This is a genomic window from Pseudomonas fluorescens, from assembly GCF_902497875.1.
GTDB lineage: Bacteria > Pseudomonadota > Gammaproteobacteria > Pseudomonadales > Pseudomonadaceae > Aquipseudomonas > Aquipseudomonas fluorescens_BR.
Window position 1 is genome coordinate 1 of record NZ_CABVHY010000029.1, and the last position, 12,447, is coordinate 12,447.

The 12,447-nt window shown below is 57.8% G+C and carries 12 protein-coding genes; 7 read left to right on the forward strand and 5 right to left on the reverse strand.

What is annotated here, in order from left to right; genetic code table 11:
- The 3 genes from F8N85_RS25050 to F8N85_RS25060 form a co-directional block, all read left to right on the forward strand.
- Positions 1-1,064, forward strand: a 1,064-nt coding sequence (locus F8N85_RS25050; protein WP_150806194.1) for an RHS repeat-associated core domain-containing protein, incomplete at its 5' end; no start/stop codon positions are given.
- A 69-nt stretch (positions 1,065-1,133) separates the two neighbouring features.
- The gene (locus F8N85_RS25055; RefSeq protein WP_150806195.1) at positions 1,134-1,658 is read left to right on the forward strand and encodes an RHS repeat-associated core domain-containing protein; all 525 of its coding nucleotides are present in this window, start codon (positions 1,134-1,136) and stop codon (positions 1,656-1,658) included.
- Between the two features lie 36 nt (positions 1,659-1,694).
- Complete coding sequence (locus F8N85_RS25060) at positions 1,695-2,660, forward strand: RHS repeat-associated core domain-containing protein (protein WP_150806196.1); 966 nt, start codon at positions 1,695-1,697, stop codon at positions 2,658-2,660.
- A 109-nt stretch (positions 2,661-2,769) separates the two neighbouring features.
- On the opposite strand, the gene F8N85_RS25065 is transcribed toward F8N85_RS25060, so the two are convergent.
- The 4 genes from F8N85_RS25065 to F8N85_RS25080 are packed head-to-tail and all read right to left on the reverse strand — an operon-like array spanning position 2,770 to position 6,475.
- On the reverse strand, positions 2,770-3,636 hold the full coding sequence (locus tag F8N85_RS25065; RefSeq protein ID WP_150806197.1) for an ABC transporter permease: 867 nt from the start codon (positions 3,634-3,636) through the stop codon (positions 2,770-2,772).
- Between the two features lie 20 nt (positions 3,637-3,656).
- A complete protein-coding gene (locus F8N85_RS25070; protein WP_150806198.1) occupies positions 3,657-4,517 on the reverse strand; it encodes an ABC transporter ATP-binding protein in 861 nt (286 codons plus the stop codon).
- A gap of 5 nt (positions 4,518-4,522) precedes the next feature.
- Positions 4,523-5,542 (reverse strand): ABC transporter substrate-binding protein, encoded by a 1,020-nt coding sequence (locus F8N85_RS25075; protein WP_150806199.1) that lies wholly within the window; start codon positions 5,540-5,542, stop codon positions 4,523-4,525.
- A gap of 36 nt (positions 5,543-5,578) precedes the next feature.
- The gene (locus F8N85_RS25080) at positions 5,579-6,475 is read right to left on the reverse strand and encodes a TauD/TfdA dioxygenase family protein (protein WP_150806200.1); all 897 of its coding nucleotides are present in this window, start codon (positions 6,473-6,475) and stop codon (positions 5,579-5,581) included.
- 378 nt (positions 6,476-6,853) lie between these two features.
- On the opposite strand from F8N85_RS25080, the gene F8N85_RS25085 reads away from it, so the two are divergent.
- Together F8N85_RS25085 and F8N85_RS25090 are read left to right on the forward strand one after the other, a co-directional pair.
- A complete protein-coding gene (locus F8N85_RS25085) occupies positions 6,854-7,192 on the forward strand; it encodes a tryptophan synthase subunit beta (protein WP_150806201.1) in 339 nt (112 codons plus the stop codon).
- Between the two features lie 445 nt (positions 7,193-7,637).
- Entirely contained in the window at positions 7,638-8,348 is a 711-nt protein-coding gene (locus F8N85_RS25090; protein WP_150806202.1) for a GntR family transcriptional regulator, read from the forward strand.
- Between the two features lie 169 nt (positions 8,349-8,517).
- Here the strand turns inward: F8N85_RS25090 and F8N85_RS25095 are convergent, their stop codons facing one another.
- Positions 8,518-9,933 carry a mannose-1-phosphate guanylyltransferase/mannose-6-phosphate isomerase gene (locus tag F8N85_RS25095; RefSeq protein WP_150806203.1) on the reverse strand — a complete coding sequence of 472 codons (1,416 nt, stop codon included), beginning with the start codon at positions 9,931-9,933 and terminating at the stop codon, positions 8,518-8,520.
- A gap of 330 nt (positions 9,934-10,263) precedes the next feature.
- Between F8N85_RS25095 and F8N85_RS25100 the strand changes: the two genes are divergently transcribed.
- On the forward strand, positions 10,264-11,223 hold the full coding sequence (locus F8N85_RS25100; protein WP_150806204.1) for a GDP-mannose 4,6-dehydratase: 960 nt from the start codon (positions 10,264-10,266) through the stop codon (positions 11,221-11,223).
- Positions 11,220-12,383, forward strand: coding sequence for a glycosyltransferase family 4 protein (locus F8N85_RS25105; RefSeq protein ID WP_150806205.1), 1,164 nt, complete (start codon positions 11,220-11,222; stop codon positions 12,381-12,383). Before F8N85_RS25100 ends, F8N85_RS25105 begins: the two co-directional genes overlap by 4 nt.
- The last annotated feature ends 64 nt before the right edge of the window (positions 12,384-12,447 follow it).

Consider the following 12,447-nt stretch of genomic DNA (forward strand, 5'->3'; position numbering starts at 1 on the left):
CGCCAGGCCTTAACGTAGAACCTATTATCCAGAAAGTTATCTTCATGGCCCACTCAATTACTAACGACCACAACAACTCGACTCCCCCCAACGTGCTGTTGGCGATCGACAACAAAAACTCGGTGCTCGCCGAAGTGGTTGCCGGCCAAACAAACCACATCGCCTATTCAGCCTACGGTTATCAGTCCGCACGGCAGGAGGTCATGACGCGGTTGGGCTTCAATGGCGAATTGCGAGAAATGCACACCAGTTGGTATTTGCTGGGAAACGGCTACCGCGCTTACAACCCGCGATTGATGCGTTTTCATAGCCCGGACAAATTGAGTCCTTTTGGGGCGGGCGGGTTGAATGCGTATATGTATTGTGGGGGTGAGCCAGTGATGAATTCGGATCCGACAGGGCATACTTTTTTTTCCTGGAAAAATGTATTCCAAATTTTGGATTTTTTTTCATTGTCCAATAATTCGAGTGGCCCACTACGTAACCCGTTACCCATAGAAGCCGCATCGGGATCAGGGGGATTGTGGGGAGCCGCAGCTACCCTCGCCAGCAGAGCGCCCGGTCCTGGCGGGGTCAGTTCAACGCCCATAGGCAAAAATCCGCCACTCCACGGAACCTCCGGCCCAACCAGCAACTACCGCCCCTCTCGTCCCGCTTTAACCGGTGTCGGCGCGCTCGTCGATTCCGTCGGTTTCAGCGGATCGACATCGAGGACATATCCAACCTTCCTATCGAGCGGTAACACACATACGCAACCCCGTACGCAACCCCGTTCATCTTTTGACGAACCTAGAGTGCTATACGATGGTCCGGTTCCGAAGTCACCCATACTGGTAACGGAAAGACTTCTGGGGAAAGCTCCAACTTATGATCCACATAACCCAACCAGTTATCTGACCTCTGCACAAATGGAACGCCGGCGTGACCGTGCAAACTTGCCGCGACAGTTGGCAGAGGAAATAGCCAATGAAAGACGAACCGCTCAACAGCGGGATTATATACGGGATGAAATCGTGGCCAGAGATCGAAACCGTCTGGCCGCACTACAAAATTCTGCGATATAGACAAACAACACGAGGTCTATATACGCGCCAGGCCTTAACGTAGAACCTATTATCCAGAAAGTTATCTTCATGGCCCACTCAATTACTAACGACCACAACAACTCGACTCCCCCCAACGTGCTGTTGGCGATCGACAACAAAAACTCGGTGCTCGCCGAAGTGGTTGCCGGCCAAACAAACCACATCGCCTATTCAGCCTACGGTTATCAGTCCGCACGGCAGGAGGTCATGACGCGGTTGGGCTTCAATGGCGAATTGCGAGAAATGCACACCAGTTGGTATTTGCTGGGCAACGGCTATCGCCCCTATATCCCGCGACTGATGCGTTTTCATAGCCCGGACAGTTGGAGCCCGTTTGGGGCGGGCGGTTTGAATGCGTATAGGTATTGTAGCGGTGAGCCGGTGATAAATTCGGATCCGTCGGGACATGAGTGGTGGTCTCCGATCTCCCGCGTCACCTCGACAATATTCGGGAGTAGACGTAGCCCTACTCTTAGACTAGCCCTCCAGACGCTCGGCATACCCTCAGGTCAATACCCTAGCAGTTCTGCTAGTTCCCAACGTTGGGCCGAGCGAGTAAAACTGGAGGCCTGAATTCACACCGACCGAATCACCAAGGAAGGCATTTTCATGGCCCACTCAATTGCTGATGACCACGTCAACCCCACCCCACAGCGCACCGTGCTGTTGGCGACCGACAGCAAAAGCTCGGTGCTCGCCGAAGTGAGTGCCGACAAAACAAACCACGTCACCTATTCGGTCTACGGCCATCAGTCTGCGCAACAGGAGGTCATGACGCGCTTGGGCTTCAATGGCGAACTGCGAGAGATGCAAACCCGTTGGTATTTGCTGGGCGATGGCTATCGCGCCTATAACCCGCGATTGATGCGCTTTCATAGCCCGGATAGTTGGAGTCCGTTTGGGAAGGGTGGGCTAAATCCGTATATGTATTGTGGGGGTGAGCCGGTGATGAACAAGGATCCGACAGGGCATGGTTTCTTTTCGATTTTCCGCACGGGGTTCAACAACCTGACAGATAGAATGAATACTTTGGTTAGTACCTATCAAGCGCAAAGAGCAGTGGGCCAAAACCCTGTGAGCGCTTTGAGTTCAAGCGTTAATGGAGGAATGCCCAATATGTTGGGAGCTCTCAACCCGAATGGAGTCTCAAAGCTTGGGGCAGCGCCAACTAATAGTCTCCCCACAGCTAAAACCGGCGGGTTACATCATAACGTTGGGGGAGTCCCGAGTTCGACTCCGGATCGGGGAACTGGCGCCTCAAACCCCGATTCGTCCGGCGGCCCAAGCATGTGGGACCGTTTGGCCGCTAGAGCTCAATCAACACAGGTCGCGGTAGTAAAACCGAATTACGGTTCATCAAAGCAGGTCGCGGTAGTAAAACCAAATCAATCTACACCTCCGCCAGCCCCTGCATCTGGATCGTCCTCAGCCCCTGCGAATCGTCCTGTCGCTAACGTCCAACCCTACAGACCTACAAATGACTCGGCTTCAAATTCCACCTGGTCTGGAGAGTCAGGGCCAAGCGATTGGAGTTCAAGTTCATCCAACTCCTCGATAAGAGGGAGCAGGCGTTAAATCTGGCAGGCGAGTATTCCGCTAAATGAATGATGGGTTCTCCGAACACCCGATACGCTTGCACAACACAAAACCTAATCAAACTATCACAGCGCGGTGAGGCATCTCCTCACCGCTGCATCCCCCACCGCTTCACCGTCACCCGCTCCAACGTATCAAACACCAGATTCTCCACCAGCAACCCAATCAGAATCACCACCGCCAACCCGGCAAACACCTTGTCGGTATACAGCTCATTACGATTCTGAAAGATGTACCAGCCCAACCCACCCTTGCCACTCGTTGCTCCGAATACCAGTTCGGCCGCAATCAACGTTCGCCAGGCAAACGCCCAACCGATTTTCAGCCCGGCGAGGATTGATGGCAGTGCGGCCGGGATCAGGATGAACAGCACGAAGCGAATGCCCTTCAGGCCGTAATTACGCCCGGCCATGCGCAGGGTTTCCGAGACGCCGAGAAAGCCGGCGTAGGTGTTCAAGGCCAGGGCCCAGAGCACCGAATGCACCAGCACGAAGATCAGGCTGTTCTGCCCCAGGCCGAACCACAGCAGGGCCAGCGGCAGCAGGGCGATCGCCGGCAATGGGTTGAACATCGAGGTCAGGGTGCTCAGCAGGTCGCGACCGAACTGGGTCGAGACCGCGAGGGTGGTCAAGGCGAAGGCCAGGACGATGCCGATCAGGTAACCCTTGAGCAGCACCACCAGGGAAATACCGACCTTGCCCAGCAATTCGCCGCTGAGCAGGCCGTCGTACAGCGCGCTGCTGGTTTGCAGGAAGCTGGGCAGCAGCAGGTCGTTGTCCTGGTAGCGGGCGACGACTTCCCAGAGCACCGCGAGCAAAATCAGGATCAGGCTTTTGCGCAACCAGCCTTGTTGCCAGAGGCGCTGACCGAGGGGCAGTTCGCGTTCCAGCGGGACGCTCAGCAGCGGTTCCAATGCAACTTCATATTCCTGGCGTACGGGTGATGAATGGCTCATCGGGCAACCCTCCAAATAGCTCAATACGCGATGCGGATATCGGCGAAATTCAGTTCACGGTGGTTTTCAACCGTCTGGCCTTCGTCAAACAGCAGCCGATGAATGCGCCGCGCCGACCGTTGAAATTCCACCCCACCAAGGCTGTGCAAGTCGTACTGATGGCTGTGGACTTCCGCACGCACGCGCCCCGGGTGCGGCGACAGCAACAGAATCCGATTGCCGACCACCAGCGCCTCTTCGATGGAGTGAGTGACGAACAGCAAGGTGAAGCGCACTTCTTCCCAGAGCAGCAGCAATTCTTCCTGCATCTTGCGGCGGGTCAGGGCGTCGAGGGCGGCGAAGGGCTCGTCCATCAGCAGGATTTTCGGCTGCATCGCCAAGGCTCGGGCGATCGCCACGCGCGCTTTCATGCCGCCGGACAGGGTATGTGGGTAGGCATCGGCAAACGCCGCCAGACCGACCTTGTCCAGATAGTGCAGCGCTCGCTCCTCGGCTTCGCGGCGCTTGAGGGTTTTGGAGGCGAGCAGCGGGAACATGACGTTCTGTTTAACGGTCTTCCACGGCGGCAGCTGGTCGAACTCCTGGAACACCACGATCCGGTCCGGCCCCGGCGCGCTGACGGTTTGCCCTTGCAGACGGATCTGCCCTTCACAGGGCTGGATAAACCCGGCTACCGCCTTGAGCAGGGTGGATTTGCCGCAGCCCGAAGGACCGAGCAGGACGAAGCGGTCGGCAGGATCGATCTCGAAGCTGACCTGGTGGGTCGCCCGAACGACGCGCTGCGGGGTGCGGTACTCGAGGCTGACGTGGTCGACCGACAGCAGCGCTGGCGCTGCCGTGATCAGGTTGCTGGCCGTGTGGCCTTGCAGGGGCGCGTTCATTTCTGTCAGCTCCCTTGCAGCGGTTTCGCATCCTGGAAGAAGTAGTCCTTCCATGATTCGGGTTTGTTTTTGATCGCGCCGACGCGGTGGAGGAACTCCGCCAGCGGATAAGTGTTTTTCGGCGTGACGCTGAATTCGAACTGCGGGTTGTCGATGATTTTCAGCAGGTCGGCGCGGTCGATCTTGGCCTTGGTCACGCGGATATAAGTGTCAGCGGCCGCGCCTTTGTCGTTCTGGGCAAACTCGGCCGCTTCGGTCAGGGCTTCGATGAAGGCCTTGTAGGTCTTCGGGTTCTCGTTGCGGAATTTCTCGGTGGCGAACAGCACGGTGGGCGAGTTCGGGCCGAGCAGGTCGTAGGTGTTGAGCACCACATGCACTTTGGGGTTTTTCAGCGCCTGATCCTGGAATGGCGGGTTGGAAAAATGCCCAGTCAGCTCGGTGCCGCCAGCGATCAACGCGGCGGTGGCGTCCGGGTGCGGGACGGCGATGGTGTACTTGTCCAGGCGATTGAAGTCCTTATCGCCCCATTGCTTGGCCGCGGCGTACTGCAGGAAGCGCGACTGCACGGAAACCCCGACTGCGGGCACGGCGATACGGTCCTTCTCGGTGAAGTCGGCGATGGTTTTGACCTGTGGATTGTTGCTCACCAGGTAGTACGGAAAGTTGCCCAGCGAAGCCACGGCTTTGACGTTCTGCTTGCCATGGGTACGGTCCCAGATGGTCAGCAGCGGGCCGACCCCGGCACCGGCAATATCGATGGAACCCGAGAGCAGCGCATCGTTGACCGCCGCGCCGCCGGACAGTTGAGTCCAGTCGACCTTGATCTCGATGCCCTCCTCCTTACCGTGTTTTTCGATCAGGTTTTGATCGCGCACCACGTTGAGCAGCAGGTAAACAATGCCGAACTGCTCGGCGATGCGGATCTCGCCTTCGGCATGGGCGGCGTTTGGGGCGACCAGACTACTGACGAGCAGGCTGAACCCCAGGCCGATGCTGGCGGCCACGGATTTGATGGGTTTGGACATGGAAAATCTCCTGGCTATCGGAAGTGCCGTGTTCGATCAGTAAGGGGCGTCGCCCTGAATGGTGGTGCGGTAGAGCTTGCGGCGCAGATGGCTCGGGCAACCCGCGGCCAGGTGGATCAGCGAACGGTTGTCCCAGAACACCAGGTCGTGGGGCTGCCAGGGGTGGCGATAGATGTTTTCCGGCAGCACGCTGTGGGCGTAAAGCTCGGCCAGCAGTTGCTGACTTTCGTCTTCGGGCAAACCGACGATGCGGGTGGTGAATCCTTCGCTGACGAACAGTGCCTTGCGACCGTTTTCCGGATGGGTGCGGACGATCGGATGCACCACCTCGTTGACCTGTGCCAGTTGCTCCGGGGTCAGGGTCGGGCGCCAGTTGCCTTCGAACTTGGTTTCGCTATAGCGCGCGGTGTAGGAGTGCGCGGCCGAGCGACCTTCGAGCGCTTTACGCAGCACGTGCGGCAAGCTGTCCCAGGCTTTGTGCAGGTCGGCGAACAGAGTGTCGCCGCCTTCGGCCGGCAGTTCCTGGGCATGCAGCATCGAACCCAGGCTCGGCAGCTCTTTGTAGGAGAGGTCGGAGTGCCAGAACTTGCCGGCATCGCCCAGGCCGATGGATTGGCCGTTCTCGATGATGTTGGAGACGATGAGGATTTCCGGGTGGCCCGCCAGCAGGAACTGCTTGAGCACGTGGATCTGCAACACGCCGAAGCGACGGCTGAAGGCGATTTGCTGTTCCGGGGTGATGCGCTGATCGCGAAACACCACCACGTGATGGTCCAGATGCGCACGGTGAATGCGCGAGAAGTCCAGGTCATTGACCGGGCGGGCCAGGTCGAGCCCGATGATTTCGGCACCCACGGCGCCGCTGAACGGGCGGATGTCGAAGGATTGCGGCGCGATGTTCGCGACGCTTGGGAAAGCAGTAGCTGCAGACATAAATCACTCCCACGCACGGCACGCTCAAGGGCGCGCGCGTCGATCAGAAACTCACGGAGGTCCCGTGTTGGTTCATTTCGTGCGGCGCGCCGATTGGTCGGCAGGTACGCAGGGGTTTGACTTTATAGATATAAGAAAAGAATTTTAAATACCGTTAGAGAATAACGATATGGCTTATTTCAAAGATCAAAAGATCAAAAGATCAAAAGATCAAAAGATCGCAGCCTGCGGCAGCTCCTACGCGGTCCGGGTACACCCGCGAATCCGAGGTCGTACGCAAATCTGTAGGAGCTACCGCAGGTTCGGGCCGCGTTCGGACGATATTTTTGGCCTATGCTGCTGACAGCATGACGCTGGTTCATTCATGAGGGACTCTCAATGTTCTACGTGCAACGCGATGCTCAAGGTCAGCTGGTTCGCGTGGAAGCCGCCGCCTATGCCGAAGCGAGGGAAACGCTCCCCGCCGACCACCCTGACATTCAGGCCTGGTACGCCAACGAAGCAGTGGTCACCAGCCTCAAGCAACTCAGGCAGAGCGACCTGGATATGATCCGGGTACTCGACGACCTGATTCAGGTGCTGACCAGCAAAGGGGTGATTCGCGTCACCGACCTGCCGCCGGCAGCCCAGGCCAAGCTGATGGACCGGACCCATGCCCGTGAAGCCCTGGGTGGGTTGAGCCAACTGATCAATGATGAAGAGACGGGGTTGATCTAGCTCCCCTCTGGCAGCGCTTTCCTGTGGCGAGGGCGCTTGCTCGCGCTGGAACCAATCTCCTGGCTTATCCAGATAGAACCCATGCACCGGTTTTACGACTGCTTCGCAGCCGATCGCGAGCAAGCTCGCTCCCACATTATTAGATCGGGCTTGGGCATAGATAGTGTGCACATCGAAGATCCAAATGTGGGGAGGACAGCAATCGCTGCCAGGCATCGATTCTCTGCTGCCCTTAACCCAAAGGCCCATACAATGCCTCGGCTCGACGCGCTAGACTAAGGTGAATGCACAGGAGGCTGCCGCAGGCTGCGATCCTGGCAATCTCCCAGGCGCCGAAAGTCTGCCGTCATGAGAAATCAAGCCGTTTGACAAGTGACCCGGCAGTCACTAATGTGCATTTGGATCCAATCAAGACCATCCATTCCAGAATGAGGGCAGCGTCGTTGTGACACAGAAGCCGAACCCTTTGACCAGTATTCCGGTCAGCGGACCGATACCCGCTCATCTTGCTCGCTCAGTCATTGAAGAAACCTTGCGCTCGGCGATCCTTGATGGTCGCTTGCCGTGCGGGGCCGCCCTTCGCCAGCAAGACCTGGCCGACCTCTTCGGTGTGAGCCGCATGCCTGTGCGTGAGGCCTTGCGGCAACTCGAAGCGCAGTCGTTGTTGCACGTGATCCCGCACAAAGGTGCCGTCGTCGCGCCTCTGATCGAGGGTGATGCCGTAGAGACTTACGCCCTGCGCATCCTGCTGGAAACCGAAGCCCTGCGCCTATCGATTCCCTTGCTTGAGGCCGCCGATTTTTCCCTGGCCGCAAGCTACATCGACGCCCTCGAAGCCGAAACCGACTACCCCGAGATGGGCCGACTCAACCGCCTGTTCCACATGGCCCTGTATGGCAAGGCCACCAACCGCAGGCTGTTGAGCCTGGTAGAAAGCGGGCTGATCGAAGAAGAGCGTTTTCTGCGCTTCAACCTTGAGGCCATGGGCCTGGGAAAAATCTCCCAGGACGACCATCGGCACCTGCTGCGAATGGCCGAAGAACGGAACATCGAACAGTCTGTAAAAGCCCTCGAGAACCATCTCAACCGTGGGGTCGAAGCGATTACCCGCTACTTGAACGACACCGATCCTTTGGGCAAGAAAACACCGAAGTGAACAGCGTGGGGAGTGCCATGCATTCCCACGGGTCACGGTTCTAAGATAGGCTTCAACCCAGGTTCTCCAAGTAACAAAGGGTCTTGGAGAAAATAGAAACCCCGAAGGCCGCGAACCTTCGGGGTTTTGCTTTATCGGGTCACTACAAGACCAGGACGCTCAGTCGTTATCAGGCCAGGCGCCCGTAACGGTCCTCAAAGCGGACGATATCGTCTTCGCCGAGGTAAACGCCCGATTGCACTTCGATCAGTTCCAACGGGACTTTCCCTGGATTGGCCAGCGAGTGCTTAACCCCCAGTGGAATGTAGGTGGACTGGTTTTCAGACAGGATCAGTTCTTTATCGCCACAGATGACCTTGGCCGTGCCGGATACCACGATCCAGTGTTCGGCCCGGTGGTAATGCAACTGCAACGACAGGCACTCGCCCGGCAACACTCTGATGCGTTTGACTTGATAACGCTCGCCAATGTCGACGGTGTCATAGTGACCCCATGGACGGTTGACCAGCGGATGGCTGACGAACTCGGCGCGTTCTTCGGCTTGCAGGCGCTTGACCACATTCTTGACTTGCTGGCTGTCGTGCTTGTTGGCAACGAGTACTGCGTCCTTGGTTTCGATGACGATCAAGTCTTCCAGACCGACGGTGGCTACCAGGCGGTGATGGGACTGCACCAGACAATTGCGGGTGTCTATGGCCATCACGTCGCCTTCCAGGCGATTGTCATTGGCATCGCGCGGGCCCACGTCCCAGATCGCCGACCAGCTGCCCAGATCGTTCCAGCCTGCGTCCAACGGCACTACCAGACCCGCGGCCGTATGTTCCATCACGGCGTAGTCCACCGACTCATCGGCACACTGCGCGAACTGCTCCGCCTGCACATGCAGGAAGTGACTGTCGGCCTTGGCGTGTTCCAGGGCGACACGGCACGCGGCGAGGATCTCTGGACGATGGGTTTGCAGCTCGCTCAAAAACACCGATGCGCGGAACATGAACATGCCGCTGTTCCACAGATAGGTGCCCGAAGACAGGTACTCCTCTGCCATTTCTGGCGAAGGCTTTTCCTTGAAGGCCGCGATGGCAAAAGCACCTTGCTCGATGCCCGCGCCGCACTGGATGTAGCCGAAGCCGGTTTCGGCGTGAGTCGGCGTGATGCCGAAGGTCACAAGTCGCCCTGCGGCGGCATGAACCTGCGCCTGACGCACGGCTTCGCGAAATGCCTCTTCGTCATGAATATGGTGGTCGGCAGCCAACACCAAAAGCACAGGGTCACTGCCATCAGCTGTCGCTTCCAGCGCGGCCAACGCGATGGCCGGTGCTGTGTTACGTGCCAGAGGCTCGAGAATGATGCGGCGGCTGCTCAGCTTCGACACGCGCAATTGCTCGGCGACGATAAACCGGTGATTTTCGTTGCTCACGATGATGGCAGGCGAATGCTCAAGGCCTTGCAGCCGAGCCAACGTGCGCTGGAACATCGTTCCCTGATCCTGCCCATCAAGGGCCAGAAACTGCTTGGGAAAGCTCTGACGCGACAACGGCCACAGTCGCGAACCATTACCGCCGGCCAGGATTACAGGGGTGAACATAGAAACTCCAGTTGGGTGCCACATGTGGCGCAATGAGTCGCGCATTATCCGAGCCAGCATGGGGGGATGCAATATGGCCTGTCGCTATCAGGCAAGAAATGAAGGGGGACCGCGCTTTTCAAATGCCTACATTGAATGCAGGGGTAAATTGACGGAGCCTACAGGGTTTGCGGGCCAAATAGCCATCACCCCAAGGGAGCTCAGTGCCCTCCTCCGCTGAACGGGCGTTGGTCTAAAGCTGCGGGGGCGCATCAAGTCCGTCCCTGTGGAAATCAGCCTGGCCTGTTAAACTCGTTTGTTTGCGCCAAGGCAATTAAGGAAGTTCCGCACATGCAACGCATCCTCATTACGGGCGCCAACGGTTTCGTCGGGAAGATATTGTGCAAGAGCCTGCAACAGGCCGGGCACCATGTCGTCGCGTTGGTGGGGCCCAGTTCACCCTTGCCCACGCACGCCGATCAAACCCTGCAATGCGATATTCGTAACGCCGATATGCTGGAGCAAGCCATCGCCGAGGCTGCACCGACCCACGTGGTGCACCTGGCCGCGATCACCCATGTGCCCACCAGCTTTAAAGAGCCCTTACTCACCTGGCAAACCAATGTCATGGGCAGCATTAATCTGCTGCAAGCCTTGCAGCGCAAGGCGCCCAAGGCGTTCGTGCTATTCGTCAGCTCATCAGAGGTCTATGGCGCCAGCTTCACGCAAGGCATTCCATTGACCGAAAACACCCCGTGCCAGCCGATGAACCCCTATGCGGCCAGCAAACTGGCGGCAGAAGCCGCCTTCCACGAATATTTCCGCCAAGGCATGGCCGGCGTGATCGTCCGGCCGTTCAATCACATCGGCCCGGGTCAATCGGTGGACTTCGTGACAGCCTCGTTCGCCCGCCAGATCGCCCTGATAGAAGCCGGCAAACAAGCCGCGCAACTGAAAGTCGGCAACTTGCAGGCCGAGCGCGATTTCCTCGATGTACGCGACGTGTGCAACGCCTACAGCAAATTGTTGCAACTGGCCGATCAGGAAGCCACGTACCCGCGCTGCTTCAACATCTCCAGCGGCCAGCCGCGCAAGATCCAGACAATGCTCGACACCCTGCTGGGCCTGACTGAGCAATCGATTGAAATTGTCGAAGACCCTGAGCGCATGCGCCCTTCCGACATCCCCAGCGCCAGCGGCAACAGCGACGCCATCTACCAGGCCACCGGCTGGAAACCCGCGTTCAACCTGCACGACACTCTTAACGATCTGCTCGCCGACTGGCGCACCCAGGTAAGCCTGACTTCATGAAGCTTCTGCTGAATACCGAATCACTCATCCCGCCAGTTACAGGCATCGGTAACTACACCTTCAATCTGCTTGAGCAACTTCAAGCGGAAGACATCGAAACTATCGACTGTTTTTCTGGCTCACGCTTCTATTCAGCCGAACAGGCCTTGGCCAACTGCGTCAATGCCAGCGCCCTCTATCAGCCCAAGAGCAGCGAATCGTATCTGCGAAGTATGCTGCGAAGTTCCACCCTGGCTTATCGTGCTCGGGAAATGCTGCGTGACGCCCAATTGCGGATGCGCACCCGACAGTTGCGCGATCATCTCTATCACGAGCCAAATTTCATCCTCAAAACCCACGCCGGCCCGAGCGTTTCCACTATTCACGACTTGTCGTTCATCCATCACCCTAAGTTACATCCGCGCAAACGAGTGGAATGGCTCGGCACGCAGCTACCGAAAACGCTGAAGCGGGCAGACTTTCTGATAACCCCTTCAAATGTAATTCGTGATGAGCTGATCAGTGATTTCGGGGTAAATCCCGACAAAATACGCGCGGTATACCTGGGAGCCTCTGAGGCCTACCGTCCACAAACGGCGGAACAGACCCAACCCACACTCGAACGTTATGGACTGCAACACGGGCACTATGTGTTGTTTGTCGGCACCCTTGAACCACGCAAAGGCATCAACACCCTGCTCGACGCCTGGTCCCGGTTACCGCAATCCCTGCGCGAGGAGTTCCCGCTGGTACTGGCGGGCGCACCGGGCTGGCAGAACCAGGCTCTGGCCAACCGCATCAAGGCCCTGGAAACCAGCCATGGTCTACGGCCGCTGCGCTTCGTGCCAAACAGTGACCTGCCAACGCTCTACGCGGGAGCTGCGGTATTCGCCTATCCGTCCTTGTATGAAGGGTTCGGGTTGCCGGTACTGGAAGCCATGAGCTGTGGCGTACCGGTGATTTGTACCGCTGACACATCCATGTCCGAATTTGCCCAGGGCAGCGCGTTGTTAATAGAGAGCGGCAACGACGAAGCATTGGCCGCACAACTGAATGAGCTACTGAGCAACGAACCCAAGCGCCTTGGCATCGCCCAGGCCGGGCTGTTGCGTTCACGCGAGTTTTCATGGAAGCGTTTCGCTCAGGAAACGATGGCGATTTATCGGACGGTCAGTTCCTGATAAACCCATGCCTGCCTCTGCTGAACCCAGGTTGATGATTTCGCCCAGGTAACAGGCCATGCTC

What these genes read in the sequence shown, in the direction of transcription:
- F8N85_RS25085 (WP_150806201.1), top strand. Translation starts at nt 6,854, where the DNA reads ATGTTCTACGTGCAACGCGATGCTCAAGGTCAGCTGGTTCGCGTGGAA.
- F8N85_RS25095 (WP_150806203.1), bottom strand. Translation starts at nt 9,933, where the DNA reads ATGTTCACCCCTGTAATCCTGGCCGGCGGTAATGGTTCGCGACTGTGG.
- F8N85_RS25100 (WP_150806204.1), top strand. Translation starts at nt 10,264, where the DNA reads ATGCAACGCATCCTCATTACGGGCGCCAACGGTTTCGTCGGGAAGATA.
- F8N85_RS25060 (WP_150806196.1), top strand. Translation starts at nt 1,695, where the DNA reads ATGGCCCACTCAATTGCTGATGACCACGTCAACCCCACCCCACAGCGC.
- F8N85_RS25080 (WP_150806200.1), bottom strand. Translation starts at nt 6,475, where the DNA reads ATGTCTGCAGCTACTGCTTTCCCAAGCGTCGCGAACATCGCGCCGCAA.
- F8N85_RS25065 (WP_150806197.1), bottom strand. Translation starts at nt 3,636, where the DNA reads ATGAGCCATTCATCACCCGTACGCCAGGAATATGAAGTTGCATTGGAA.
- F8N85_RS25075 (WP_150806199.1), bottom strand. Translation starts at nt 5,542, where the DNA reads ATGTCCAAACCCATCAAATCCGTGGCCGCCAGCATCGGCCTGGGGTTC.
- F8N85_RS25055 (WP_150806195.1), top strand. Translation starts at nt 1,134, where the DNA reads ATGGCCCACTCAATTACTAACGACCACAACAACTCGACTCCCCCCAAC.
- F8N85_RS25070 (WP_150806198.1), bottom strand. Translation starts at nt 4,517, where the DNA reads ATGAACGCGCCCCTGCAAGGCCACACGGCCAGCAACCTGATCACGGCA.
- F8N85_RS25105 (WP_150806205.1), top strand. Translation starts at nt 11,220, where the DNA reads ATGAAGCTTCTGCTGAATACCGAATCACTCATCCCGCCAGTTACAGGC.